At 62.5% G+C, this 26,070-nt stretch carries 20 protein-coding genes; 12 read left to right on the top strand and 8 right to left on the bottom strand.

What is annotated here, in order from left to right:
- The first annotated feature begins 2 nt into the window (after nucleotides 1-2).
- A complete protein-coding gene (locus tag C2L66_RS30975; RefSeq protein WP_060610031.1) occupies nucleotides 3-692 on the top strand; it encodes an EthD family reductase in 690 nt (229 codons plus the stop codon).
- A gap of 94 nt (nucleotides 693-786) precedes the next feature.
- Nucleotides 787-1,710 (top strand): LysR family transcriptional regulator, encoded by a 924-nt coding sequence (locus C2L66_RS30970; protein WP_054931656.1) that lies wholly within the window; start codon nucleotides 787-789, stop codon nucleotides 1,708-1,710.
- Here C2L66_RS30970 and C2L66_RS30965 read toward each other — a convergent pair.
- On the bottom strand, nucleotides 1,695-1,880 hold the full coding sequence (locus C2L66_RS30965; protein WP_054931655.1) for a hypothetical protein: 186 nt from the start codon (nucleotides 1,878-1,880) through the stop codon (nucleotides 1,695-1,697). The genes C2L66_RS30970 and C2L66_RS30965 overlap by 16 nt on opposite strands.
- 35 nt (nucleotides 1,881-1,915) lie before the next feature.
- The gene (locus C2L66_RS30960; RefSeq protein ID WP_227247247.1) at nucleotides 1,916-3,100 is read right to left on the bottom strand and encodes a glycosyltransferase family 4 protein; all 1,185 of its coding nucleotides are present in this window, start codon (nucleotides 3,098-3,100) and stop codon (nucleotides 1,916-1,918) included.
- A 1,248-nt stretch (nucleotides 3,101-4,348) separates the two neighbouring features.
- Between C2L66_RS30960 and C2L66_RS30955 the strand changes: the two genes are divergently transcribed.
- The 5 genes from C2L66_RS30955 to C2L66_RS30935 all read left to right on the top strand — a co-directional run bounded on the left by C2L66_RS30955 (nucleotide 4,349) and on the right by C2L66_RS30935 (nucleotide 9,574).
- Nucleotides 4,349-5,926: a ricin-type beta-trefoil lectin domain protein gene (locus tag C2L66_RS30955; RefSeq protein ID WP_233445122.1), complete on the top strand. Its 1,578-nt coding sequence runs from the start codon at nucleotides 4,349-4,351 to the stop codon at nucleotides 5,924-5,926.
- Nucleotides 5,927-6,174: 248 nt separating this feature from the next.
- Nucleotides 6,175-7,305: a glycosyltransferase family 4 protein gene (locus tag C2L66_RS30950; protein ID WP_060610022.1), complete on the top strand. Its 1,131-nt coding sequence runs from the start codon at nucleotides 6,175-6,177 to the stop codon at nucleotides 7,303-7,305.
- Nucleotides 7,306-7,368: 63 nt separating this feature from the next.
- On the top strand, nucleotides 7,369-7,617 hold the full coding sequence (locus C2L66_RS30945) for a hypothetical protein (protein ID WP_054931681.1): 249 nt from the start codon (nucleotides 7,369-7,371) through the stop codon (nucleotides 7,615-7,617).
- Nucleotides 7,618-7,839: 222 nt separating this feature from the next.
- On the top strand, nucleotides 7,840-8,877 hold the full coding sequence (locus tag C2L66_RS30940) for a helix-turn-helix domain-containing protein (protein ID WP_060610019.1): 1,038 nt from the start codon (nucleotides 7,840-7,842) through the stop codon (nucleotides 8,875-8,877).
- A gap of 118 nt (nucleotides 8,878-8,995) precedes the next feature.
- The gene (locus tag C2L66_RS30935) at nucleotides 8,996-9,574 is read left to right on the top strand and encodes a DUF4337 domain-containing protein (RefSeq protein WP_060610018.1); all 579 of its coding nucleotides are present in this window, start codon (nucleotides 8,996-8,998) and stop codon (nucleotides 9,572-9,574) included.
- Between the two features lie 9 nt (nucleotides 9,575-9,583).
- Here C2L66_RS30935 and prpR read toward each other — a convergent pair whose 3' ends face one another.
- Nucleotides 9,584-11,533, bottom strand: coding sequence for a propionate catabolism operon regulatory protein PrpR (prpR, locus tag C2L66_RS30930; protein WP_060610733.1), 1,950 nt, complete (start codon nucleotides 11,531-11,533; stop codon nucleotides 9,584-9,586).
- A gap of 193 nt (nucleotides 11,534-11,726) precedes the next feature.
- Between prpR and prpB the strand changes: the two genes are divergently transcribed.
- The 4 genes from prpB to prpF all read left to right on the top strand — a co-directional run bounded on the left by prpB (nucleotide 11,727) and on the right by prpF (nucleotide 17,868).
- Nucleotides 11,727-12,620, top strand: coding sequence for a methylisocitrate lyase (gene prpB / locus C2L66_RS30925; RefSeq protein ID WP_054931680.1), 894 nt, complete (start codon nucleotides 11,727-11,729; stop codon nucleotides 12,618-12,620).
- A 20-nt stretch (nucleotides 12,621-12,640) separates the two neighbouring features.
- Entirely contained in the window at nucleotides 12,641-13,810 is a 1,170-nt protein-coding gene (gene prpC, locus C2L66_RS30920) for a bifunctional 2-methylcitrate synthase/citrate synthase (RefSeq protein ID WP_060610015.1), read from the top strand.
- A gap of 242 nt (nucleotides 13,811-14,052) precedes the next feature.
- A complete protein-coding gene (gene acnD / locus C2L66_RS30915; protein ID WP_060610013.1) occupies nucleotides 14,053-16,650 on the top strand; it encodes a Fe/S-dependent 2-methylisocitrate dehydratase AcnD in 2,598 nt (865 codons plus the stop codon).
- Nucleotides 16,651-16,686: 36 nt separating this feature from the next.
- Nucleotides 16,687-17,868: a 2-methylaconitate cis-trans isomerase PrpF gene (gene prpF / locus C2L66_RS30910; protein WP_054931647.1), complete on the top strand. Its 1,182-nt coding sequence runs from the start codon at nucleotides 16,687-16,689 to the stop codon at nucleotides 17,866-17,868.
- An 806-nt stretch (nucleotides 17,869-18,674) separates the two neighbouring features.
- On the opposite strand, the gene C2L66_RS30905 is transcribed toward prpF, so the two are convergent.
- The 4 genes from C2L66_RS30905 to C2L66_RS30890 are packed head-to-tail and all read right to left on the bottom strand — an operon-like array spanning nucleotide 18,675 to nucleotide 24,383.
- A complete protein-coding gene (locus C2L66_RS30905; protein WP_054931644.1) occupies nucleotides 18,675-19,604 on the bottom strand; it encodes a dihydrodipicolinate synthase family protein in 930 nt (309 codons plus the stop codon).
- A gap of 45 nt (nucleotides 19,605-19,649) precedes the next feature.
- Nucleotides 19,650-20,999 carry an MFS transporter gene (locus tag C2L66_RS30900; protein WP_054931643.1) on the bottom strand — a complete coding sequence of 450 codons (1,350 nt, stop codon included), beginning with the start codon at nucleotides 20,997-20,999 and terminating at the stop codon, nucleotides 19,650-19,652.
- Between the two features lie 49 nt (nucleotides 21,000-21,048).
- Nucleotides 21,049-22,638, bottom strand: coding sequence for an aldehyde dehydrogenase (NADP(+)) (locus C2L66_RS30895; RefSeq protein ID WP_060610009.1), 1,590 nt, complete (start codon nucleotides 22,636-22,638; stop codon nucleotides 21,049-21,051).
- An 11-nt stretch (nucleotides 22,639-22,649) separates the two neighbouring features.
- Nucleotides 22,650-24,383 carry an IlvD/Edd family dehydratase gene (locus tag C2L66_RS30890; RefSeq protein WP_060610006.1) on the bottom strand — a complete coding sequence of 578 codons (1,734 nt, stop codon included), beginning with the start codon at nucleotides 24,381-24,383 and terminating at the stop codon, nucleotides 22,650-22,652.
- Nucleotides 24,384-24,548: 165 nt separating this feature from the next.
- On the opposite strand from C2L66_RS30890, the gene C2L66_RS30885 reads away from it, so the two are divergent.
- Nucleotides 24,549-25,499 (top strand): LysR family transcriptional regulator, encoded by a 951-nt coding sequence (locus C2L66_RS30885; RefSeq protein ID WP_060610003.1) that lies wholly within the window; start codon nucleotides 24,549-24,551, stop codon nucleotides 25,497-25,499.
- Between the two features lie 324 nt (nucleotides 25,500-25,823).
- Here the strand turns inward: C2L66_RS30885 and C2L66_RS30880 are convergent, their stop codons facing one another.
- Nucleotides 25,824-26,012, bottom strand: a complete 189-nt coding sequence (locus C2L66_RS30880; RefSeq protein ID WP_060610000.1) for a hypothetical protein — start codon at nucleotides 26,010-26,012, stop codon at nucleotides 25,824-25,826.
- Between the last annotated feature and the right edge of the window lie 58 nt (nucleotides 26,013-26,070).

Below are 26,070 nucleotides of genomic sequence, written 5' to 3'. Positions count from 1 at the left end.
GCGTGGAAGTCTGCTTCTTTCTGATTGGCGAACGCGGTCACGGGCGCGGCGCGTTCGATGGGGCGAATATCTCGCGTTTGCAGTCGGCCGCGCATGACGTGGCAGGTTTGCGGCGCTTCGTGCTGCATTTTCCTGCCGGGCGCGACGGGCACGACACATCGGCACCGTTCTGCGTAACGCAATGGTATTTCGACGATCTCGAACGGCTCGAAGCCGCGCTGCAACCGGGCAGCGCAATACAGTCCGCCGCCGACAGCATCGCCGCAAGCATGGACACCTGCACACTCCTCCAGCAGGCAATGGCCGTGCGCCATTTCCCGACGCCGCATGCAGTCGACGCACGAGACGAACGTTGCACCTACCTCGTCAGCTATGAAGGCGAAGCGGACGACTTCAACGCATGGCTCACGCATTATCTGACGCATCATCCACCGTTGATGACGCAACTGCCCGGCATTCGCGAACTGGAGATCTATACGCGCATCGACTATCGCTCGGCCTTGAAGTACCCGCGCGCAACGGCCATGCAACGCAACAAGGTCGTATTCGACGATGCCGCTTCACTCGACGCCGCGCTCGCGTCGCCCGTGCGTGCGCGGATGAAGGCGGATTTCGATTCGTTTCCGCCCTATAGCGGAGCCACGCCGCATTACCCGATGTACAGCATTTACGGTAATCTGACGCGCGAGTGAAAGCGCCGAACGCGGGCATGCGAGTTCGGTCCAACAGCGAGGCGCGTTCGACCGCAAACGGGTCGCGCGCCGCCACGGACAGGTTCCGGACGACATGACAAAGACGCACCCCGGCATCACGGACTTGAATCTTCTGCGCGTGTTTCTGGCCATTGCCGATCTGCGCAGCCTCACGGCGGCGGGCGCGCGGCTCGGACTCACGCAACCCGCCGTCAGTCACGCGTTGCGCCGCTTGCGCACGATGTTCGACGATCCCCTGTTCGTTCGCACGCCGACGGGCATGGTGCCCACCGACGCCGCTGTGCGCCTGCACGCGCCGCTCGCGCAGGCGTTCGGCATCATCAACGTCGCGGTCCAACAACTGGCGAAATTCGATCCAGCGACGGCACACCGCGTGTTCCGCGTGTCGATGTCCGACATGTCAGAGTTCTATTTTCTGCCGCCGCTGCTCGCGATGATCGACAGAACCGCACCTGGCATACGCGTCGAGGTCGCGAACTTCTCCGTGGATGCCGTGAGCGCCGCGATGCGAAGCGGCGAGATCGATCTCGCGCTGGGTTATGTGCCGGGGCTGGACCCGGCGTGCATCAGCACGACGCTGTTCGTGGACGAGCATGTGTGTGTGGTGCGAGCGGGACATCCGCTACGCAAGCGCAATCCGACCAAGGACGACCTTGCCGCTTTACGTTATGTCTATGCGAGCACGAACGCGACCGGTCACCGGATGGTCGAGCAATGGCTGGAGGAATTGAATCTGCGCCGCGATATCGTGTTGCGGCTGCCGCATTTCGTGGTTGCGCCGGAGATCGTCCAGAACACCGACCTCGCTGTCATCTTTCCCAAAAGCATTGCGCAGCGGTTCAATCGAAACAAGGCATTCCGAATCCTGCCGCTGCCATTTTCATTGCCCCCCATCGAAATTCAGGTGCACATGCATATGCAGTTTTCCGCCGACCTCGGCATCGCATGGTTGCGCGACGCCATCTGCCGCATGTTCTCGACTCAAGGCACGAGATAGCCCTTCACGAGTTCGTGGATCTCAGCGAGGGTGTCGATGGCCGCACGCAGATCGAGCTCGCTGTTCGCTTCTGCCAACGCCATGACATCCGCGAGCGCTTCGTCATGCTCCTCGGCCATCGTGCATAACTGGAACGGCGTGCGCGCTCCGAAGCTCTCCGGCTCATCCATGATTGTCTCCGTGTGCAATGGTGTCGCGATGTGTTTCACTCATGCTCTGCTCGCGAGATGACCTGATCGGAATCGAGCACGCAATCGGCAAGTTCCATCAGATTGCTCGCGAACGTGGCGGGTTTCCATTGCTCGACGGCGAGCCGCGCGCGGGCAGATAAACGTTCGCGCAGCACATCGTCCAGTGCGAGGGTTCGCATGCGCGCGGCGAGCATGTCCGCGTTGCCCGGATCGACGACATAACCGTTCGTCTCGTTCACGACCAGCTCACGCGCCACGCCGCATGTATGCGTGACGATCGCCGTTCGCGACGCCGCGAATGCCTCGTTGATGCAGAGTCCCCACTGATCGAACTCGCTGGCGAGCACGACGAAATCCGCAAGACCGTATATCGCAGGCATGTCGCCGTTGGGCAGGGCGTCGAGAAAGCGCACGCTCTTTTCGAGTTCGAGCCGCGATACGAGGGCTCTCAGCATGGATTCATCCTGCCCCTGCCCAACCAGAACCAGTTCGATTGCATGATCCGCAAGACGGGAACGCGCAAACGCGTCGATGACGACATCCACGTTCTTGCGCGCTACGAAGCGGCTGACGCAGAGCACATAGCGCTGCGGCAAGCCGCGCATACGGCGAACGTCGTCGGCAGCGGCATGCGCAGCCGCTGCGCGGCGCGAAAACTGGTCGACATCGATCACATCGAAACCGACCCGCGAGCGCCAGCGCGGAATGCCGAGAAACTCCGCGTAATCGCGATGCCTTTCTCCCGCGACCAGGGCGGCGTCGAAGCGGCGCACCAACCCGCGCTTCAGCCATTCCTTGAGGCTGCTGCGCGCGCCGTCGTCGGCCTTCGAGTCCGACATGTAGATCAGACCAAACGGTCTCGTGAACCTTCTGACGAAACAGAGCCACAACGAGTAAGGCGTGTCGTAGCCCAACGTGACCACGACATCCGGCTCGATCCGCCGGATGATCGCCGTGAGCCGCGCGAAGACATTCAGCCAGCGTCCGCCAGCGTCACTGACATCATTCTCCAGGGTGGTGACGCACTCGTGACGTTGCGCGAAAAACGACGCGCGCCGCGTTTGCGGAAACGAGTAGAAACCCGACCGCCCGAACACCTCGACCAGACAGACTTCATCGCCACGCCTCGCCGCAAGCCGCATCAGCGCTTCATAGCGCGGCACGTGGTAGTCACCGAGGTGACCGATAACGAACAGCATCCGCATGACGTCCTCAAAACACCGCTATTGGCAGAAACGCACGACGCGCAAACCCGTCGGGATACCGTTACTGAATTGTTCCAGACCACTGACGAACGCTGCGTCAGCGCCACTCACTCTATTACGGGCACAAGGCTGTGTTGGTATGAATTGCCACTGACGACTGCAATCTGTCCATTAAAGGCTGCTCGATGAACTGCAATCCGCGATCGACCCGGGAGAACTCCGCTCTATTAAAGAAAGGCTCACAAATATAGACTGGCCTTCGCGCTTATACGGAATCAGTGACCGCAATGTTCTTTTTGCGAAAAAGATGATTGCCTTTCAAACAGTAAGAAAAAGACGGTTGTAATAGCAATAGTCAACAAACCGAGGCTACTTCATCCGTCCGATGCAGGCTCTCGGGGACAACACCAAGAAAAAAGGGACGATCGCAATCATATGAACACGTCGCCACTCGGGCTTTTCCGATTGTCACGCTATGTCCTGTTTGTTCTTTGCATGTGCTTCGTTCTCGTCGGGACTGCACGTGCGTCGTCCGCCGATTGCAGCGCGGGCACGCTCGTGACGGTCGTCGCACACCTCGACGACGATCTGCTGTTCGTCGAGCCCGCTATCAGCGAGCGGCTACGCGCGGGATGGTGCGTCACTACTGTACATCTGATCGGCGGCGCTAACGGCGCCAATTTCGCCTATGTGCAAAAGCGTGAGGAAGCCTCGCGACTCGCTTATGCGCGTCTTGCAGGAGTCGCAAATACATGGGAAGAGTCGACAGTGCAAATAGCTGGCAAGCCGGTGTTCCAGCTCATATTGAAAGCGCAACCGCGCGTGCGGCTTCTTGAATTGAGGCTTCCTGGCGGCGCGGTCCGCGGCGGCCGCGCGCCGCTTGCGCTGCTCTGGGATCAGGGCGCAACACTCACAACCTTTCCGATGGGACATGGAGAATTGGCGGCAACGCGTTACACACGCGATTCGCTTTCCCTCGTTCTCAAAACGATACTGCAGGACGCGACGCGAATCGCGACGCTGAACCCTGATACGGTGCCGTTTATCGAGCATCCCGATCATATCTACGCCGCCCGCATGACACGCCATGTCGCGCAAACATCAGGGCGCGCCATTCCCATTGCCTTCTACAGCACGTATCCGACAGGAACCTGGCCCGCCACGCTGTTCGGCGAAGAAGCACAACGCAAGCGCGACATCGCGGCGAGCTATTTCTCGATCGACGGTGGCGACTTCGCGCATGTGTTCGGCGAGTACCAATGGGACGGCAACTGGATTTTGCGCAACTATTCGCGCCACGACACCACACTTCGCGCCAGGTCTGATTTTGTCGCCATTCCTTCTGTTCTCTTTAATACGGGTTCCAGTCAATGCCTGACGTCGCGAGGCAATACGCGCGGCCCCGAACTCGCGCCTTGCGACAGGTCGGTCAGCCAGCAATGGAAATGGGAACCGCGCGCCGCATATGCAGGCAACCAGCACAATGCGGCACTCGTGTCCGTCTCGACGGGGCAATGCGTCGCCGAACACGACGGCACACTCGCTGAAGAGCCATGCGAAGAATGGAATGTGTCGCAGCGCTGGACTCCGTGGGATTTTGGTCTGATATTCACACCCTCGCGCCGCTGCCTCGGAGAAGAGAACAACCGCCTTCGCATCAGAGGATGTGCCTCCATGACGACGCGCTACCGCTGGTCCACAGCGCGTCCGGCATGGTCGACTGACCTGCGTTTGACGGGCGCAATGTACGGCGACGTGACGGGAGACGGGACGACTTCTGCCGTCTACGTGCAAAGACGTTCCGACGGACCCGGCTTCGACATCTATGTTCAGACTTCAATCTTAAGCAAACCTGATGAGCCCGAGAACTGGTACGCGAATGCCGTGCGCTTCGATAGCCGCGCGACGATGCCGACATGCGACGCCGACACGTTGTGTTTCGACAGCGCGCGCTTTCTGATTGGCGACTTCGATGGCGATGGCCGGGCGGACCTCATGGTCGTCACGCCGAGAGACGGCGGGTCCGCCTTCTGGTTGTTGCGCAGCAATGGCAATCACTTTTCCGCTCCCGTTCTCTGGTTTCAAAGCGACAAAAGCATTCCGGCTGCACGCGTGCAGCAGTACCTTGCCTTTTCACCGAGAGACACATCGCGCGAAAAGATCCTCGTTGCAGTGCAGCGATCGGACCAGGCTGTCGATCTATGGACGATAAGCTCCGATCAGGCCGGGCATATCCAGCAGACAAAAGTGCCTGCCCCGAACAATCTGAATTCCAACGTGCAGTTGCTCACCGTGGGCAGCACTCGCAAAGACACGGCAACCTTCGTCGCCGTGCAATCCGCCGACGATAACCGTCGCGTGGCCGTGACCACATTCAGCGTCGACAAGGAACACTGGAGCTTTGGCGCGGCGTCCGTTGTGCCCGCTCAATTCGAGCGTGACTTTACCCGCTTTACGAGCGACACCAGCGCCGACGCAGCGATTGTGATGACCGTGCCGCATTTCCAGGAACCCGGCGGCGTGGATGTATGGAAATGGCACGTACAGCATCGTGACACCGCGCCCGTCCTACTCGCCTATCTGCGCGATCTTCGGTGGCAGGACGCCGCGCCCGCCCTGCTCCGCGATAAAAACCGCACAGCGCTGGTCTTCTACTCGCGCGCGGACGCGATACTCGCCAACACGCTCTTCTCGGCCGGTAATGGTGAACTCGTGCGATACGCATTCAACGGGAACGACTTGCAAAGTATTCCGATGGAAGGTTTTCCGTTGCCAGCCGTTTACTCGGAAACGCTCTGGCTCGATCGCCTGGTTCAGTAGAGACATTGCAATACTATGTTGAGGAGTGCTCCCACTCGCATTTCGGGGCGGAAAGGGAAAAGTTCTCCGAACGAGTACCCGTGTCCAGCAACAACTAGTGCTTGACCGAATCGCAATGTCTCGATCGACTATGGTATATCCACTCATGTCGGTTACTACAGATGACGATTGACCCACGCAACCGTGCACTGCAGGATAAACAAGAGACACGGTTCTCCAGGATCACGCCCAATTCGAGACGGTGAAAAGTGCGGATACTACAGGTCGTCTACGCGCCACGTTTGTCCGGTGCGGAGATTTTGGCAAAGGGTGTCGCAGTCGAGCACAGGGAGGCTGGCCACGCAGTCTGCATCGCGTCGATGCAGCCGCAATTGGCGGACTTCGATCTTAGCCGCAGCGAGCTCGCGGCAGCCGACGTGCTGTGCGACTTTCCCGAATCGCCGCAAGGACGTATTGGGCGTCTCATGCATTTATGGCGCTGCGTACGGAAATTTCGACCGGACGTGATCATCGCGCACGCGACGCTAGCCGCACTCTATGTGCGTCTTCTTCCCATTGCCGTGCCAGTCGTCTATGTGATGCACTCGGGCTCCAATGACTTCGCCAACCCGAAACTCCGGTGGGCCGAGCGCATGCTTTCCCATCGCGCGAAGGCCGTGGTCGGCGTCTCGCCGCAGAATACGCTCGACTATCTGCGTGAAGTCGGGCCGCATCCGCTCGTCACGGTGATTCCCAACGGCGTGGATCTGCCGCGCTTCCAAACGCCCATGACTCCGTCGTCCGTGGCCGGTCGCGGCGCGTCACAGCAGATTGTTCAGTTGGGCCGCTACGTCGTCGACAAGGGACAACTGGAAACCATTAACGCGTTTGAACTCGTGCTGCAACAGGAGCCTGATGCGCGACTGGTGTTGCATGGCGTGATAGAAGATCCGGCTTACCACGATATGGCCGTGAATCTCGTGCAGCGTTTGAAGCTGGACGGGCGAGTGACGCTGTGCGGTCCAGCATCGAATGTCGCGGCTATTCTGCAGACCTCGCAAGTCTTTGCGATGCCCTCGCTCAGAGAAGCACATAGCATTGGCTTTCTCGAAGCGTTGGCGTCGGGTGTTCCCGTCGTCGCGAGCCGCATTGCAGCATTCGAATTTGCCCGCGATTTCCCGGGCGTTTCGCTCGTCGACACGAAAGACCCTTCCACCTATGCGCGCGCACTGGTTAACGCGCTGCGCGTGCCCCGCGCGTACCGCGCGCTGGATGGCTATACGTTGCACGACACGGCAGAGAGCTACCTGAAGATCGCGCAAGCCATTCACAAAGACAAAGGGCGAGGCATTCGCGCGGAATCGATATCGGCGTTGGAAAGTAACGAAACGTCGATGTGAGCCTGGGAACAAGATCTGCTGTCCAAACGTTTTGCCATTATGTACATGCCCAACGGAACCACCATGAGCCTCACATCCAGCCAGCAGGATAGCTTCGGCAGCGCGCTTCGTATGCTGGTGAGCCAGCAACGCGACACCCTGCGGACCATACTCGCGCTCTCGGACCCAACGCGCCAGCACGACGCCGCGTCCGCGCGCGCGGCATTGGACGAGATCCTTCACGCCGCCGGCCGTTGCCATTCGACCTATCGCGCGATGCTCGTCGAAATCATGGCGACGCAGCAGAGAGGCTGCGTTTCTCGCGAAAGCTGAGAAGACGTCAGCCAACTGTCAGCGAGTGATCTGCAGATTGCGAGCACGAGTATGAATGCGCGATTCACTGTCAATGGGGGAACACTGCTGTTCTTCGAAAATTCATCGCGTTGCGTGCGCTCGCCGACATTCGCCGATCGATTTATCGAGGCAGCATGAACAGTTAGCGAGCAAATGGGAGCCTTTCTCGCATAGGCATCGCGCGGAAGGCTTCCCGTATCGGTGTCGGTCCTCGATGATCTGGTCCTGTTCATTCAGGTTGGGGAAGAAATGATGTCGACACGTCAGTCTCCAGGACTCGAAACGCAAGCTGCCGACGGCACGGACGTGATTCCCCGGCGACTGCGGCGCATCGCTGTCGTGCTGTTCGACGGCTTCGACCTGCTGAGCGCCAGCGTCATCGCCAATGCATTCGAAGCCGCGAGCGAGTTGTCGGCGCGCGGCCCCATCCAGTGGTTCTATCAGATCACCACGCTCTCGGACCACGACGGGTATATCGCCAGTGCCGCCGCGTTGCTCGTCAGCGCGGAATCATTCGATATGCACACCGGCCAGGAATTCGACGCGATCTTCGCGATTGTCGGCGCGGATGCGTGCATCGACTCGCGCGCCGTGCCGCTTATTGCGTGGATCAACCGCGCGCGCTCGAAGGCGGCCGACGTGCGGCTCATCGGCGCGCCGCTGCCCGGTCTCGATGGTCACGCGTACAGCGAACAGAATGAACAGGAACGTGGTTCGCAAGGAAGCGCGGCGCGCCTTTCCGGCGAATGCAAAATGAGATCGCAAAGTCTCCACGACGCGCTCACAGGCGCGTTGAAGCTGATTCGCCGCGACATGGGCGACAGCATGGCGCGCCGCGTCGCCGAAGGTCTGTCGATCTGCTCGCACGACGTGCTCAATGCGATCTTCGAGGATGTGGTCGGCAGCACGCCCGCGGAGAAAGTGCGCGCGGCCGCGCACTGGCTGCAGGATAACTGCCGCCGTCAGGTCACGATAGAAGATGCGGCACAGGTCGCCGCGATGAGCGAGCGCAGCCTCCTGCGTCACTTCAGAAGCGAACTCGGCATGACGCCTTCCGACTATCTGATGCATGCGCGGCTTCAGGTCGTCTGCAATCTGCTGATTGAAACCGACCTGCCCGTCGACAAGGTGGCGAAGCGCGCCGGCCTGACCAGCGGCGACCATCTGGCGCGCAGTTTCCGGCGGCATATGAAGACTTCGCCGACGGAATATCGCGCGCAGCGCAGGCTCCAGTGCTGAATCGCGTGTCCCGCTCTGCAGCATAGCGAATTGCCGGGATACAACACCGGCTCGTCGTCGCTTTTTTACCCGGCGCACGCTGCGGTATGCTGACGGCTTTTCGACTTTTCGAACCACGATGTCAGACGAATACGAAGTGCACGGCCCGCATGATCATGCGATCGAGCATGCAGGCGGCCATGGCGGCGACCGCAACGCTTCGCGCCTCGCTGTCATGACGGCCATTCTGGCGAGCGTCGGCGCGATTGCGGCGTATCAGAGCGGCGCCAACGAAAACCAGGCGCTCTTCTACAAGAACGAGGCAGCGATCCTCAAGACGGAAGCCGCAAACCAGTGGGCCTACTATCAGGCCAAGGGCGAGAAACAGAATCTCGCCGAGCTGGGCGCCGCGCTGACCGATCCGGCGTCATCCGCGCACGCAAAGTTCGTCACCGACACGCAGCGCTATAAGACCGAGAAAGAGCCGATTCGACAGCAGGCGGAGACGCTCGAAAACCAGGTGAAGAAGGACAATGAAGTGAGCGAGGCGTTGCAGCATCAGCATCACCGCTGGGCGCAGGCAACGACGCTCATTCAGATCTCCATCGCGCTCGCCGCGATCACGCTGCTCACGAAAAAGCGCTGGCTGCAAAAGCTCACGATCGGCATGGCCGTCGTGGCAGTGGGTCTGTTTGCCACTGCACTCATGGGCTGGTGAGCACGCTGCTCATTGAATTGCGTTCAGCTTGCGCCACAGCGTGGTCTTGCTGATACCGAGCGCCTTGCACGCGGCGTCGCGGTCGCCGCCGCACGCTGCCAGCATCGCGCGTATTTCGTCCGCCTGGACATGACGGCTGCGCTCGCGCAACGTCAACGCATCCTTCTTTTGCGGCGCCGGTGACGCGGCCAGTTCGGGCGCGACGACATCGAGCATCTCACGCGTGAAGACGTCGGCGGTGTCGCCTTCCGTGTCGGCGAGTTCGACGGCGATCCGCTCGATCACGTTCTGCAACTCGCGCACATTGCCGGGCCACGCATAGAGGCGCAACGGTTCGCCGATCTGCGCGAGCACGCGCGTCGCCGCCTCCAGATCAGAAACGCGCGCCGCCAGCCTCGGCTCGCGCGCGGCCGCCTGCAACAGCAGTTCGGCGGCGAGCGGCAATACGTCCGTCGTGCGCTCGCGCAACGGCGGCAGCGCAATGCTCAAAATGTTCAGCCGGTAGTAGAGATCGGCGCGAAACGTCCCGGCCTCGACACCTTCCGTCAGCGCACGGTGCGTCGCAGCGACCACGCGTATGTCGACACGCGTCGGTTCCGTCGAACCGAGCCGCACCACTTCGCGTTCCTGCAACACGCGCAGCAGCCGGCTTTGCAGCGGCAGCGGCATCTCGGCGATTTCATCGAGAAACAGCGTGCCGCGATGCGCGGCTTCGATCAAGCCCGCCTTGCCGCCCTTGCGCGCGCCCGTAAACGCGCCTTCCTCATAGCCGAACAGCTCGCTTTCCAGCAAGGCCTCGGGAAACGCGCCGCAATTGATGGCGACGAACGCGAAGTCGCGCCGCGCGCTCAGCCGATGCATGCTCTGCGCGACCATTTCCTTGCCGGTGCCGCTTTCGCCGAGTATCAGCACGGTCGCGTCGGATTTTGCGTAGCGCCGCACCAGCGCGCGCACGCGCTCGATCGACGGACATTCGCCGACCAGATCGTCGAGCCGGTAGCGCGCGGTGAACTGCTGTCCGCGCTGCCGCGAACGCAGCGTGCGATCGAGCCGTTCGACAGCGCGCGATTCCTGGAACGTCAACACCGTGCCCGCCGCATGGCCCGCGCCCGCCAGCGGCCCGCGATGCACGAGATAGCTCGTGCCGCGCACGGACACCAGCGTATCGCCGTCGGCATCGGGCAGCGCACTGGCGAGATCCGGCGCCAGCCTCTGCAACGGCACGCCAGCGGCGCTCGCCGCGTCGATGCCGAGCACGTCCGCAAGCCGCTGATTGATCGCTTCGACGCGTCCCTGCGCGTCGAGTGCGACAACGCCATCGCGCAGGTGCTGCAGCAGGTTATCGAGGCGCTGGCGCCGCACGCCCTCCGCACGCGTAGCCTGCGCGACTTCGAGAGCGGTGTCGAACGCACTGCGCACCGACGTGCGCGAGTACAGAAACACAGCGCCCAGGCCCGCGCGCTCCGCCAGATCGGTCACATGGCCCGGCCCGACCACGGCATCGACGCCGCGTGCCTGCAGGTCGCGCACGCAGTCCTCCGCGTCTTCCGTCGAGCGGTACGACGCGAAGATCACGTCGATGCCGTAGGCGGCCGTGAAGCGCTTCACCTCGTCGGGCGTCTCGCCGTGCGTGACCAGCGCCACCGAATTGCCGTCGCGCCGCGCGCGCGCGAGCGCCTGCATCACGTCGAAGCCCGTCGGCGTGATCGCGACCACGGGGACGTCGACGCGCGCCTTCAGGTACGCGGCGTTCGAGCCGCCGGCAACGATCACGTCGGGACGCTCCGCGCCCGCCGCGTCGATTTCCTGCATGGCGTCGTCGAAGCCGCGCGCCACCACCCGTAGCTCCGCGCGGCCCGCGTACTCGCTGGCGATATCGACGAACAGATCGCGCAGACGGCTGATGCCCATCGCCCAGATGCGCGGGCGCGGGTTGGAAATGGTGGAAGGCGTGCTCATCGGAGCGATCCGTTCAAAAGCGGGATGTTCCATTATGCGCGCCTAATTTCATAACCGAAACTAACGATTTCACTTTTGAAATTTCCGCGAACGTCCGTTCGGATGTGTGCCCCGCAAAATCAGAGACTTAGCGATGCCGAGCTGCATGGCACGCCACTTGCAGATAAAGCTGCGCAAACAACGGAGCCTCACAGTGAACCCAGCCAAACAACCCACCAGCGCCGGCGCGGCATTCCGCCAGGCCGTCGCAGAAGGACAACCGCTGCAGGTCGTCGGTGCGATCAACGCGTACGTCGCGAAGATGGCGGAAGCCGTCGGCTTCAAGGCGCTGTATCTGTCGGGCGGCGGCGTTGCCGCGAATTCGCTTGGCGTACCCGATCTCGGCATCAGCACGATGGACGACGTACTGACGGACGCCCGCCGCATCACCGACGCCACCAACCTGCCGCTGCTCGTCGACATCGACACGGGCTGGGGCGGCGCCTTCAATATCGCGCGCACGGTCCGCTCGTTCATCAAGGCGGGCGTCGCGGCCGTTCACCTCGAAGACCAGGTCGGTCAGAAGCGCTGCGGGCATCGCCCGAACAAGGAAGTCGTCGCGACGGAAGAGATGGTGGACCGCGTGAAAGCCGCCGTCGACGCGCGCACCGACGATCAGTTCGTCATCATGGCGCGCACCGATGCCGCCGCCGCCGAAGGCATCGATGCCGCGATCGAGCGTGCCGTCGCGTATGTCGAAGCAGGCGCGGACATGATCTTCCCCGAAGCGATGAAAACACTCGACGACTATCGCCGCTTCAAGGCCGCCGTGAAGGTGCCGATTCTCGCGAACCTGACCGAGTTCGGGTCGACGCCGTTCTTCACGACGACGGAACTGCGCGAAGCGAACGTCGACATTGCGCTGTACTGCTGCGGCGCGTATCGCGCGATGAATGCGGCGGCGCTCAATTTCTACGAAACCGTGCTGCGCGACGGCACGCAAAAGGCCGCCGTGCCGACGATGCAAACGCGCGACGATCTGTACAAGTACCTTGGCTATCACGCGTACGAAGACAAGCTCGACGCGCTGTTCGCCGCACACAAGTAATGGCACCTGGAGGAAGACACATGAGCGAAGCAGACAACGGCGCAACGAGCGCGGGCGCTTTCAAGCCGAAGAAATCCGTGGCCCTGTCGGGCGTGACGGCGGGCAATACCGCGCTTTGCACGGTCGGCAAGACGGGCAACGACCTGCACTACCGCGGCTACGACATTCTCGATATCGCTGGCGCCAGCGAATTCGAGGAGATCGCGTATCTGCTCGTGCACGGCAAGCTGCCCAACGTCGCCGAACTCGCCGCTTACAAGAAAAAGCTCAAGGCGCTGCGCGGCCTGCCCGCGAACGTGAAGGCCGCGCTCGAATGGATTCCCGCCGCCGCGCATCCGATGGACGTGATGCGCACGGGCGTGTCCGTGCTGGGCACCGTGCTGCCGGAAAAAGACGATCACAACCTGCCGGGCGCGCGCGATATCGCCGACAAGCTGATGGCCTCGCTCGGCTCGATGCTGCTGTACTGGTATCACTACTCGCACAACGGCAAGCGGATCGAAGTCGAAACCGACGACGATTCGATCGGCGGCCACTTCCTGCATCTGCTGCATGGCGTGGAGCCGCCGAAGTCGTGGGTGGATGCGATGCACGTGTCGCTGAATCTGTATGCCGAGCACGAATTCAATGCATCGACGTTCACCGGCCGCGTGATCGCGGGCACGGGCTCGGACATGTATTCGGCCATCACGGGCGCAATCGGCGCGCTGCGCGGCCCGAAGCACGGCGGCGCCAACGAGGTCGCGTTCGAGATCCAGTCGCGCTACCAGACGCCGGATGAGGCGGAAGCCGACATCCGCCGCCGTGTCGAGAACAAGGAAGTCGTGATCGGCTTCGGCCACCCCGTGTACACGATCTCCGATCCGCGCAACAAGGTGATCAAGGACGTGGCGAAGAAGTTGTCGAAGGAAGCGTCGAACACGAAGCTGTTCGAGATCGCCGAGCGCCTCGAAAGCGTGATGTGGGACGTCAAGAAGATGTTCCCGAATCTCGACTGGTTCAGCGCCGTGTCGTATCACATGATGGGCGTGCCGACGGCCATGTTCACGCCGCTCTTCGTGATCTCGCGCACGTCCGGCTGGGCCGCGCACATCATCGAGCAGCGCGTCGACAACAAGATCATTCGACCCAGCGCAAATTACACGGGTCCCGACGATCTCGCGTTCGTGCCGCTCGCGAAGCGCGCCTGACCGGGCAACTCGACTCCTGGAAGTGCGGTGCGAGAGCCGCAATCCTGTTCGGCCTTGGTTCGTCATACCCGCGAGCCAAGGCTGCTTTTTATGCGCTCTTTATGTTTGCGCCGCTACACCCGGCGCCCGCTGAAGCGCTACACTTCGCAAGAAACACGTGGACGGCAAGCCCGGCCACCACACGGAGCCAGGCGTGTTCACGCACGCCGGCTCACGATCAATATCGCATGTGTCCCTACGCCATGAATACTGCACACCGCAAACCGCTGCCCGGCACTTCGCTGGATTACTTCGACACGCGCGCCGCGATCGACGCGATCCAGCCGGGCGCTTATGACAAGCTGCCCTACACGTCGCGCGTGCATGCCGAGAACCTCGTGCGCCGCTGCGATTCCGCGACGCTGACCGATTCGCTGCGGCAGATTATCGAACGCAAGCGCGAGCTGGATTTTCCGTGGTTTCCTGCGCGCGTCGTGTGTCATGACATTCTCGGCCAGACGGCGCTCGTCGATCTCGCGGGACTGCGCGATGCGATTGCCGATCAGGGCGGCGACCCGGCCAAGGTGAACCCCGTCGTGCCCGTTCAGCTGATCGTCGATCACTCGCTCGCTGTCGAGTGCGGCGGCTTCGACCCGGATGCGTTCGCGAAGAACCGCGCAATCGAAGACCGGCGCAACGAAGACCGCTTCGACTTCATCAACTGGACCAAGAAGGCATTCAAGAACGTCGACGTGATCCCGCCGGGCAACGGCATCATGCACCAGATCAATCTGGAGCGGATGTCGCCCGTCATTCATGCTGCCGATGGCGTCGCGTATCCCGACACGCTCGTCGGCACGGACAGCCATACGCCGCACGTCGATGCGCTCGGCGTGATTGCCGTCGGCGTCGGCGGCCTGGAAGCGGAGAACGTGATGCTCGGCCGCGCATCGTGGATGCGCTTGCCGGATATCGTCGGCGTCGAGCTGTCGGGCAAACGTCAGCCGGGCATCACCGCAACCGATATCGTGCTCGCGTTGACAGAATTCCTGCGTAAGGAAAAAGTAGTCGGCGCGTATCTGGAGTTTCGGGGCGAAGGTGCGTCGAGCCTCACGCTCGGCGACCGCGCGACGATCTCCAACATGGCGCCAGAATACGGCGCGACGGCCGCGATGTTCTTCATCGACGAACAGACCATCGACTATCTGCGCCTCACGGGCCGCGACGACGCACAGGTGAAGCTTGTCGAAACGTATGCGAAAGCGGCTGGCCTGTGGGCCGATTCGCTCAAGCATGCCGAATATGAGCGCGTGCTCAGGTTCGATCTGTCGACGGTGGTGCGCAACATGGCGGGGCCGTCGAATCCGCACAAGCGTCTGCCGACCTCCGATCTCGCTGAACGCGGCATCGCAGGCAAATGGGAAGAAGTGCCGGGGCAGATGCCCGACGGCGCCGTCATCATCGCGGCGATCACGAGCTGCACCAATACGAGCAATCCGCGCAACGTGATCGCGGCGGCCTTGCTCGCGCGCAACGCGAATGCACGCGGATTGAAGCGCAAGCCGTGGGTGAAGTCGTCGCTGGCGCCGGGATCGAAGGCCGTCGAATTGTATTTGCAGGAAGCGAACCTGCTGCCCGATCTGGAGAAACTCGGCTTCGGCATCGTCGCGTTCGCGTGCACGACGTGCAACGGCATGTCGGGCGCGCTCGATCCCACAATCCAGCAGGAGATCATCGACCGCGATCTGTACGCGACAGCCGTGCTGTCGGGCAATCGCAACTTCGATGGCCGCATTCATCCGTATGCGAAGCAGGCGTTTCTCGCGTCGCCGCCGCTCGTCGTCGCGTATGCGATTGCAGGGACGATCCGTTTCGACATCGAGCGCGATGTGCTCGGCACCGACAAGGACGGCAAACCGGTTTATCTGAAGGACATCTGGCCGAGCGATGAGGAAATCGACGAGATCGTCAGGCAGAGCGTGAAGCCCGAGCAGTTCCGCAAGGTCTACGAGCCGATGTTCGCCGTCACGGCCGCGAGTGGCGAGCCGATCAGCCCGCTCTACGACTGGCGCGCGCAAAGCACGTACATTCGCCGTCCGCCGTATTGGGAAGGCGCGCTGGCAGGCGAACGTACGTTGCGAGGCATGCGCCCGCTCGCCGTGCTCGGCGACAACATCACGACGGACCACCTCTCGCCGTCGAACGCGATTCTCGCCAACAGCGCAGCGGGCGAATACCTCACGAAAATGGGCCTGCCCGAAGAGGACTTCAACTCGTATGCGACGCATCGCGGCGACCACCTCACCGCGCAGCGCGCGACGTTCGCCAATCCGACGTTGATCAATGAAATGGCAATCGTCGATGGTCAGGTGAAAAAGGGATCGCTGGCACGCATTGAACCGGAGGGCAAGGTCACGCGCATGTGGGAAGCCATCGAAACCTACATGGGCCGCAAGCAGCCGCTCATCATCATCGCGGGCGCGGACTATGGCCAGGGCTCGTCACGCGACTGGGCGGCGAAAGGCGTACGGCTCGCGGGTGTCGAAGCGATCGTGGCGGAAGGCTTCGAGCGCATTCACCGCACGAACCTGATCGGCATGGGCGTGCTGCCGCTCGAGTTCAAGCCGGGCGTGAACCGGCTCGCGCTGGGTATCGACGGGACCGAGACGTATGACGTGATCGGCGAGCGCAAGCCGCGCGCGGATCTGACGCTCGTGATTCATCGCAAGAACGGCGAGCGCATCGACGTGCCCGTCACGTGCCGTCTGGATACGGCGGAGGAAGTGTCTATTTACGAAGCGGGCGGCGTGTTGCAGCGCTTTGCGCAGGACTTCCTGGAGTCGTCCAAGGCAGCCGCCTGAGACGGATCGTCACCAGCTTCAACAGGATCAAAACACATGGCACACGCATCTCAGATCAAGATTCCCGCCACGTATATGCGCGGCGGCACCAGCAAAGGCGTGTTCTTTCGCCTCAAGGATTTGCCCGAAGCGGCGCAAGTGCCGGGCGCCGCGCGCGATGCGTTGCTGCTGCGCGTGATCGGCAGCCCCGATCCTTATGGCAAGCAGATCGACGGCATGGGCGGCGCGACGTCGAGCACCAGCAAGACGGTGATCGTCGCGAAGAGCAGCAGGCCGGACCATGATGTGGATTATCTGTTCGGGCAGGTGTCGATCGACAAGCCGTTTGTCGACTGGAGCGGGAATTGCGGAAATCTGTCGGCGGCCGTGGGACCGTTTGCGATCAGCGGCGGGCTTGTCGATCCGGAGCGTGTGCCGGATAACGGCGTGGCTGTCGTGCGTATCTGGCAGGCGAATATCGGCAAGACGATCATCGCGCATGTGCCGATTGTGAATGGCGCCGTGCAGGAAACGGGGGATTTCGAGCTTGATGGCGTGACGTTTCCTGCTGCGGAGGTGCGACTGGAGTTTCTGGACCCGGCTGCGGAGGAAGAAGGCGCGGAAGGTGCGATGTTCCCGACGGGCAATGTCGTCGACGATCTTGAAGTGCCTGGTGTCGGCACGTTGAAGGCGACGATGATCAATGCGGGTATTCCGACGATCTTCGTCAATGCCGAGGCGATTGGTTATACGGGCACGGAGTTGCAGGATGCCATCAATAGCGACGACGCGGCGCTGAAGAAGTTCGAGACGATTCGCGCGCATGGGGCGCTGCGGATGGGGTTGATCAAGAGTCTCGACGAGATCGCGACACGGCAGCATACGCCCAAGGTGGCGTTCGTGGCGCGGCCGGCGGGTTATGTCGCTTCGAGCGGCAAGGCCGTTGCTGCTGATGATGTCGATCTGCTGGTGCGCGCCATGTCGATGGGGAAGCTTCATCACGCGATGATGGGGACGGCGGCTGTTGCTATTGGCACGGCGGCGGCTATTCCTGGCACGTTGGTGAATCTTGCCGCTGGCGGTGGAAAGAGGGAAGCTGTGCGGTTCGGGCATCCTTCCGGGACTTTGCGGGTTGGCGCGGTGGCGATGCTCGAAGACGGCGCGTGGGCCGTTAAGAAGGCCGTCATGAGCCGGAGTGCGCGGGTTTTGATGGAGGGATGGGTTCGAGTGCCGGGGTAGGTTTTTTTTTGTCTGCGACGCTGGTGGGGTGCTTGTGCTTTTTTCTGATTTTGGGGGTTTGCGCTTGGGTTTGCGTTTGCGCTTTCGCTGGCATCCGCGATTCGTTAGCTCGCTTCACGCGTCGCCCCTGTGCGGGGCGGCACCTACTTTTCTTTGCCGCCGCAAAGAAAAGTAGGCAAAAGAAAGCGGCTCACACCGCCAGCCCGTGTTCTCACCCACGGGCCCCCAACGTCCCCACCCTTCACACGCCAACGCCCTTGCACGTGTGCGTTGCCAGCGCGCTAAATCAACGCCTCACCCACTTCACACACCCGTACATGAGCCAGCGGCAGCGAATGGTATGCGCCGCCAAGGTGGCAAACTGTGTGTAGGTTGTCGCGTCGTATAGCTCGGCGCTCTTACAAGGTGGGATGCGTGCGCTATCGGTCCGGAGTGGTGCGCGTATGGCGCGAAAGCCGACACACTGTTTGCCACCTGGGCGGCAGTGGACTGTCTGGCATGGCGTGCTGTGACGCGGGTATATGAAGCGGGTGAGGCGTACAGAGAGGGCGTTGGCAACGCACGTGAAGAAGTGCGTTATCGTGTGAAGTGTGGGGACGTTGGGGGCCCGTGGGCAAACGTCAAGAATTGGCGGTGTGAGCCGCTTTCTTTTGCCTACTTTTCTTTGCGGCGGCAAAGAAAAGTAGGTGCCGCCCCGCACAGGGGCGACGCCTGAAGCGAGCTAACGCATCGCGGATGCCAGCGAGGCAAAACGAATCGCGGATGCCCGCGCAAAGCCCAACACCCCGCACAATCCCCCTACACCTTCACTTCCCCCACCTCAACACCATCGGATCAAGCCCCCGCGCAATCTCAATCAGTTCAGCGCGCGTATCCGGATGCATCGCCGGCAGCGGATGCCGCGGCGCCTCGCATGCGATCACCCCTCCCTCCTTCATCAGCGCCTTCGCAGCAAGCAAACCCGTCTGACGGTTCTCGTGATTGATCAGCGGCAGCCAGCGCTGATACTGCGCAAACGCCTCATCGCGCTTGCCTTCGCGGAACGCTTCGAGAATCGGACGAATGCCGTCCGGATAGCCGCCCCCCGTCATCGACCCCGTCGCGCCCGCGTTGAGATCCGCGAACAGTGTGATCGCCTCCTCGCCGTCCCACGGACCTTCCACGGCATCGCCGCCGAGACGGATCAGCTCGCGCAGCTTCGCAGCCGCGCCCGGCGTTTCGATCTTGAAGTACGACACCTGTTCGAGCTCACGCGCCATCCGCGCAAGAAATGCCGCCGACAGCACCGTGCCGCTCGCAGGCGCATCCTGAATCATGATGGGAATGTCGATGCCGTCCGACAGCCGCGCGTAGAACTCGTAAATCTGCGTCTCGGGCACACGGAACGTCGCGCCGTGATAAGGCGGCATCACCATCACCATCGACGCGCCCTGCTCCTGCGCGCGGCGGCTGCGCTCGACACACACAGCGCTGCTGTAGTGGCTCGTCGTCACGATGACGGGCACGCGTCCCGCAACGTGTTCGAGCATCGCCCGCGTGAGCGTCTCGCGTTCGTCGTCGGAGAGCGCGAACTGCTCGGAGAAGTTCGCGAGAATGCACAGACCGTCCGAACCCGCGTCGATCATGAAATCGACGACCCGCTTCTGGCTTTCCAGATCGAGCGCGCCCGTTTCGGTGAAAGTGGTCGGCACTACAGGGAAGATGCCGCGATAGCGTGGAGTGCGTTGTGAAGTCATGACTTGGGTTCCGCTAGAAATGTGTTGAACAGGTCACACGCGCACTCAACGCGCATGCGTCTTCGGTTCGGGCAACGACGCCCGCACGACGAACGTGATCACGACAGCGAACAGCAGCGTCGCGGACAGGAAATAAAGGCCGGACGCGAGACTGCCCGTCGCATCCTTGATGAGGCCGATGCCGTATGGTCCCACGTAGCCGCCCAGGTTCGCGAGCGAATTGATCGTCGCGATGCCGACGGCCGCGCGCGCACCCGACAGAAACTGGCCGGGCAGCGCCCACACTACCGCCTGAATCGAATACAGCGAGAACGCCGTCAGGCAGATGAACAGGAATTGCAGCGCGGGCGCATGCGTCCATGCACTCAGCGCCATCGTGAGCGCCGCGAAAGCGGACACGACGACGATATGCCAGTACCGCTCGCGCTTGCGATCCGAATGTCGCGGCACGACACACAGTCCGACCACCGCGAACAGATACGGCACGGCCGACAGCAGGCCCGTCACGGCATCGGTGACGCCGAACGCCTTGATGATGGTCGGCAGCCACAACGACAAACCATAGATGCTCAACGGAAACGGCAGGAACAGCAGCGCGAGCAGCAGCACGCGTTTGTCCTTCAACGCGGCCAGCGGATTGCCGTGCGACTGCAACCCATATGACGCGCTATCGGCGGCGAGTTCGCGTTCGATCCACGCGCGGTCCGACGCCGCAAGCCACTTCGCATTCGCGGGCGACTCGGGCAGCACGCGCAAGGTCGGCACGCACAGCAGCACGGCGGGCAGACCGCTCAGCACGAACAGCGTCTGCCAGTTCGACAGGCCGAACACGCCGTGCGTCGACAGCACGAGGCCCGCGACGGGTCCCGTCAGAATCCCCGCAAGCGGTTGCGCGAGCACCAGCAGGCCGATGATGCGCGCGCGATGACGCATCGGAAACCACTTGGTGAGAAAGTACAGAATGCCCGGATACAGACCCGCTTCCGCCGCGCCGAGCAGAAAGCGCAGCACGTAGAAGCTCGTCGGTCCGCTGACGAGCGACATCGCCATCGTGATCACGCCCCACGTGAACAGAATCCGCGCGAACCATACGCGCGCGCCGAAGCGTTCGAGCGCGAGATTGCTCGGCACTTCGCACAGAAAATAGCCGATGAAGAACAGCCCCGCGCCGAGGCCATAGGACGCGTCGCTGATGCCGACGGCCGCGTTCATGTGCAGCTTCGCGAAGCCGACCACGGAGCGGTCGATATACGCGACGACGTAAATCAGCGCGAGAAACGGAATCAGCCGGCGAACCAGCAGGCTCATGATCCGCTGTTCGTCGGCGAGCGCCGCGCCCGTGCCCGCATCGACTGCGGGTGCGGCCTGCTGCGCGCTGGCGTAAGGTGTGGTCATTGCGATGTCTCCATCATGTCGTTATGTACTGCGTTGAGAGCTTGCTTACTCAACCAGGCGTTCGCTCGTGCCGCCCCGCGAATCGCCGATGCACACCAAGCGGATTCGCATCGCGCAACGCTTCGGGCAACAGCGCGGCGGGCAGGTTCTGATAGCAGACGGGACGCATGTATCGCTCGATCGCCGCCGTGCCGACCGACGTGCTGCGTCCATCGGATGTCGCGGGGAACGGGCCGCCGTGCACCATCGCATCGCAGACTTCGACGCCCGTCGGAAAACCGTTCGCGAGAATACGGCCCGCCTTGCGTTCGAGAACCGGCAGCAGCGCTTGCGCGGCGGGTTGATCGGCATCGTCGAGATGCAGCGTGATCGTCAGTTGCCCTTCGATCCGGTTCAACACCGTGCGCAACTCATCAGCATCGGCGCATTCGACCAGCACGCTGCACGGGCCGAACACTTCGTCAGCCAGCGTGTGATCCGCGAGCAGGCTCCTGGCACTCACGCGGAACAACACGGCTTGCGCGCGCCGGCTGCCCGCCTCGGGCGCCTTGCCGCGCGCGAGCGTCGTCACAGCGGGTTTCGCCGCAAACCGTTCGATACCTGCCTCGTACGCGCGCAGAATGCCGCCCGTGAGCATCACGCCCGCCTGCACGCCGTCAATGCTCTGCGCGGCTGTTGCAGCGAAACGCTCGAAACCTTCGCCCGCGATGCCGAGCATCAAGCCCGGATTCGTACAGAACTGCCCGCAACCCAGCGTCACCGATGCGACGAAATCGCGTGCCAGCGTTTCGGCGCGCGAGGCCAGCGCCGCCGGCATCAGCAGATTCGGGTTCACGCTGCTCATTTCCGCGTAGACGGGAATCGGCTCGGCTCGCGCGTTCGCAATCGCCATCAATGCACGTCCGCCCGCGCGCGAACCCGTGAAGCCTACGGCCTTGATAGACGCATGCGCGACGAGCGCCGCGCCCACTTCATGGCCCGCGTCGAACAACATCGAGAACACGCCTTCGGGCAGTTCCGCGTGACGCACGGCCTCCTGAATCGCGCGGCCTACCAGTTCCGACGTGCCTGGATGCGCCGGATGCGCCTTCACGACAACGGGGCAGCCCGCTGCAAGCGCCGCAGCCGTATCGCCGCCCGCGACCGAAAACGCGAGCGGAAAATTGCTCGCGCCGAACACGGCAACGGGGCCGACGCCGATACGCTGAAAGCGCAGATCGGTGCGCGGCGGTTGGCGTTCGGGCAACGCGGGTTCGATGCGCGCATCGAGTGCGTCGCCGCTGCGCACGAGCGCCGCGAACATGCGCAACTGGTTCGCCGTACGCGCGCGCTCGCCTTCGAGACGCGCTTTCGGCAAGCCCGATTCGCTCATCGTGCGTTCGATCAGCGCATCGCCGAGCGCTTCGATGCGCGCGGCGATGTCGTCGAGAAAACCCGCGCGGCGCTCGGCGGGCAGCGTGCGGTAGGCGTCGAATGCGCTTTCCGCCAATGCGCAGGCGGCGTCGACATCGCCCACTTGCGCGCTGTAATACGTCGGCGCTTGCAGCACCTGTTCCGTTGCCGCATCGACGGCATGAAACCCGGCGCCTTGTCCGCGCCGCGCGCTTGCGCCTATCAGCAGTTCACCTGTCAGATTCATTCGTTCTCTCCTCAATGCGAATGGCGCGGCACGTCTGCGCCCCGGCAGCCGACGAGAAAGTCCAGATCGCAACCCTCGTCCGCCTGCAATACGTGATCGATATACAGCCGCTGATAACCGCCGCCGGCGGGCATCGCGGGCGGCGTGTGGCTGTCGAGGCGGCGCGCCAGTTCTTCGTCGCTGATATCGACGCGCAACGTGCCCGCATCGCAATCCAGCTCGATCCAGTCGCCGTCCTGCACAGCGGCAAGCGGGCCGCCGTCGGCTGCTTCCGGCGTCACGTGCAAGACGACCGTGCCGTATGCCGTGCCGCTCATGCGCGCATCCGAGATACGCACCATGTCCTTCACGCCCTGACGCAACAGCTTCGGCGGCAAGCCCATGTTGCCGACTTCGGCCATGCCCGGATAACCCTTCGGCCCGCAGTTCTTCAGCACCAGCACGGAGCTCGCGTCGACGTCGAGCGTTTCATCGACGATGCGTGCCTTGTAGTGCTCGAAGTTCTCGAACACGACGGCACGTCCGCGATGCTTGAGCAATGCAGGCGTCGCCGCCGACGGCTTCAGCACCGCGCCGCGCGGCGCGAGATTGCCGCGCAGCACGCGGATGCCGCCGTCCTTCACGAGCGGCTTGTCGAGCGGGCGGATCACTTCGTCGTTGTAGATGGGCGCATCCATCACGTTGTGCCATAACGCCTTGCCGTTCGCCGTCAGCGCGCCCGGATGCGGCAGCAGGTCGGCTTCGCCGAGTCGGCGCAGCACGGCGGGCAAGCCGCCCGCGTAATAAAACTCTTCCATCAGGAAGCGGCCCGACGGCATCAGGTCGACGATGGTCGGCGTATTGCGTCCGATCCGTACCCAGTCGTCCAGATCGAGCTGCACGCCGATGCGCCCGGCAATCGCCTTCAGGTGAATCACCGCGTTAGTCGAACCGCCAATCGCCGCATTGACGCGAATCGCGTTCAGGAACGCTTCGCGCGTGAGAATCTTCGACAGCGTGAGCCCTTCGTGGGCCATCTCGACGATGCGCATGCCCGACATATGCGCGAGCACGTAGCGGCGCGCGTCGACAGCGGGAATGGCCGCGTTGTGCGGCAGCGACGTGCCGAGCGCTTCCGCCATGCACGCCATCGTCGATGCCGTGCCCATCGTGTTGCAGGTGCCCGCCGAGCGCGACATGCCTGCTTCAGCCGAGAGGAACTTGTGCAGATCGATCTCGCCCGCCTTCAGCGATTCGTGCAGTTGCCAGACGGCCGTGCCCGAACCGATGTCCTTGCCGTCGAGCTTGCCGTTCAGCATCGGGCCGCCCGTCACGACGATCGCGGGCACGTCGCAGCTCGCAGCGCCCATCAGCAGCGCGGGCGTGGTCTTGTCGCAGCCGGTGAGCAGCACGACGGCGTCGATGGGATTGCCGCGAATCGCCTCTTCGACGTCCATCGCCGCGAGATTGCGCGTGAGCATCGCCGTGGGGCGCAGATTTGATTCGCCATTGGAAAACACGGGGAATTCGACGGGAAAGCCGCCCGCTTCGTAGATGCCGCGCTTCACGTGCTCGGCGATCTTGCGGAAGTGCGCGTTGCACGGCGTGAGTTCCGACCACGTGTTGCAGATGCCGATAACCGGCCGGCCGTCGAATTCGTGATCAGGGATGCCCTGATTCTTCATCCAGCTTCGATACATGAAGCCGTTCTTGTCAGCCGTGCCGAACCATTGGGCCGAGCGCAGCTTCGTTTTCTTATCCGACATGCTTACTTCCTGAAGGCAAGTGCTGATGTTTGCGCAACCGTGTGGGACGGAACGAAGGGTGGTTGCGGATCATGGGGAAATGAGCAGTCTACGAAGCAGTCTGATATCTTTCTAATGAAAATTGGCATCGAACCGATATCGCTTTAATTATTGGTATTAACCCTTATGCTTGATTCGAACCCCTGGTATGTCCGCACGCGGCTGAAGACGAGGCAATTGCTGCTGCTCGTCGCGCTCGACGAAGAAGGCAATATCCACCGCGCCGCCGACGCGCTGAGCATGTCCCAGCCCGCCGCGTCGAAGCTGCTGCGCGAGCTGGAAGAGATGCTGGATGCGCCGCTGTTCGAACGGATGCCGCGCGGCATGCGGCCGACGCTGTACGGCGAGGTGATGATTCGCCACGCGCGCTCGGTGGTCGGCAGTCTCGATCAGGCGCGTGAGGAAGTGCTCGCGCTGAAATCGGGGCAACTCGGGCGCGTGGCCGTCGGCACGATCACGTCGCCCGCCGTCAGCCTGCTGCCCGCCGCGATTGCGCAGGTCAAGCAGCAGCATCCTGGCTTGAGCGTGAGTGTCGAGATCGACAGCAGCAATGTGCTGCTCGAAAGCCTTGCGCAGGACAAGCTCGATCTCGTGATTGGCCGGCTCTCCGTCGAACATGACAAGCTGCATTTGCGCTACGAGCCTCTCGCGGAAGAACAGGCGCTGGCGGTCGCCCGATCCGGTCATCCGTTGCTGGCGGCGCCGTCGCTGACGCTGGCGGATGTGGTCGACGCGTCATGGGTCGTGCCGCCCGCGCAAAGCGTGCTGCGCCATCGCTTCGAGCTGATGTTCCAGCGTCAAAGCCTCGCGCCGCCGTCCAACGTGGTCGAGAGCGCGGAACTGCTGTTCGTCACCAGCCTGCTGTCGCAAAGCGACATGCTCGCCGTGCTCGCCGCCGAGGTCGCGCACTACTATGCGGCGCACGGGCTGCTGTCGATCCTGCCGCTCGACATGCCGCTGCGGATGGACGACTTCGGCATCATCACGCGCACCGGGCAGTTGCTGTCGCCCGCTTCGACACAAGTGGTACGCGCGTTGAAGCAGGTGGCGGGCGAGCTTTACGGCGCGATCACGTAACGCTCAATACGTGCCGCGGCCGCCCGCTGCGTACAGTCGTAGCGGTTCATCGGCGCGCTCTGTTTATGCCGCGACGGTGCGTGATAAATCCGAGGCAGAACATTTGCGGGAAATTCCAGGCATGCTGGATTTGCTGCCGTGAGGTCAGAACGTAGCGCCCCGCCTGGAGCGGCAGGAATAGACCGTCTCGTCGTGCGAATCGCGATACACAGTGCCGGGCGTTCTCTCAAATGGCTTTGGACGCTGCCAACCCGGGCGCCACTCGCACGACGCCTCCTGAATTGCTAGCCCTCCTTCACTGAGCACGCGGTAGCGCCCTCTTCATCAGTGTCTCGTGCGGTCGACGGTCAGGATTTCGTATCCGGGGTCGGCGTGCTCGTTCGCGACCTTGTTCGCTTCCTCATATGAGAGAAAGGACGTGGCTTCCTTAATCTCCGGTGCCATACCGATATCGCCGTCCTCTGCGGTGCAGAGGAACTTCTCGCCAGTCTTCACGACGTAGACGGTCGTCATGTCTCCCTCCATGGATTGCAGGGGAACTTTCAGTCTAGCAGGTCGGAAGGGTTGTTGC

The sequence above is a fragment of the Paraburkholderia caribensis genome (genome assembly GCF_002902945.1).
GTDB lineage: Bacteria > Pseudomonadota > Gammaproteobacteria > Burkholderiales > Burkholderiaceae > Paraburkholderia > Paraburkholderia caribensis.
Note: the sequence above shows the minus strand (reverse complement) of the source record. Positions and strands in the feature narration are given on the sequence as shown.

Excerpts from the sequence above, each read along its gene's own strand:
- C2L66_RS30970 (WP_054931656.1), top strand. The coding sequence starts at position 787 with ATGACAAAGACGCACCCCGGCATCACGGACTTGAATCTTCTGCGCGTG.
- C2L66_RS30965 (WP_054931655.1), bottom strand. The coding sequence starts at position 1,880 with ATGGATGAGCCGGAGAGCTTCGGAGCGCGCACGCCGTTCCAGTTATGC.
- C2L66_RS30960 (WP_227247247.1), bottom strand. The coding sequence starts at position 3,100 with ATGCTGTTCGTTATCGGTCACCTCGGTGACTACCACGTGCCGCGCTAT.
- C2L66_RS30945 (WP_054931681.1), top strand. The coding sequence starts at position 7,369 with ATGAGCCTCACATCCAGCCAGCAGGATAGCTTCGGCAGCGCGCTTCGT.
- C2L66_RS30935 (WP_060610018.1), top strand. The coding sequence starts at position 8,996 with ATGTCAGACGAATACGAAGTGCACGGCCCGCATGATCATGCGATCGAG.
- prpR (WP_060610733.1), bottom strand. The coding sequence starts at position 11,533 with ATGAGCACGCCTTCCACCATTTCCAACCCGCGCCCGCGCATCTGGGCG.
- prpC (WP_060610015.1), top strand. The coding sequence starts at position 12,641 with ATGAGCGAAGCAGACAACGGCGCAACGAGCGCGGGCGCTTTCAAGCCG.
- acnD (WP_060610013.1), top strand. The coding sequence starts at position 14,053 with ATGAATACTGCACACCGCAAACCGCTGCCCGGCACTTCGCTGGATTAC.
- prpF (WP_054931647.1), top strand. The coding sequence starts at position 16,687 with ATGGCACACGCATCTCAGATCAAGATTCCCGCCACGTATATGCGCGGC.
- C2L66_RS30905 (WP_054931644.1), bottom strand. The coding sequence starts at position 19,604 with ATGACTTCACAACGCACTCCACGCTATCGCGGCATCTTCCCTGTAGTG.
- C2L66_RS30900 (WP_054931643.1), bottom strand. The coding sequence starts at position 20,999 with ATGACCACACCTTACGCCAGCGCGCAGCAGGCCGCACCCGCAGTCGAT.
- C2L66_RS30895 (WP_060610009.1), bottom strand. The coding sequence starts at position 22,638 with ATGAATCTGACAGGTGAACTGCTGATAGGCGCAAGCGCGCGGCGCGGA.
- C2L66_RS30890 (WP_060610006.1), bottom strand. The coding sequence starts at position 24,383 with ATGTCGGATAAGAAAACGAAGCTGCGCTCGGCCCAATGGTTCGGCACG.
- C2L66_RS30885 (WP_060610003.1), top strand. The coding sequence starts at position 24,549 with ATGCTTGATTCGAACCCCTGGTATGTCCGCACGCGGCTGAAGACGAGG.
- C2L66_RS30880 (WP_060610000.1), bottom strand. The coding sequence starts at position 26,012 with ATGACGACCGTCTACGTCGTGAAGACTGGCGAGAAGTTCCTCTGCACC.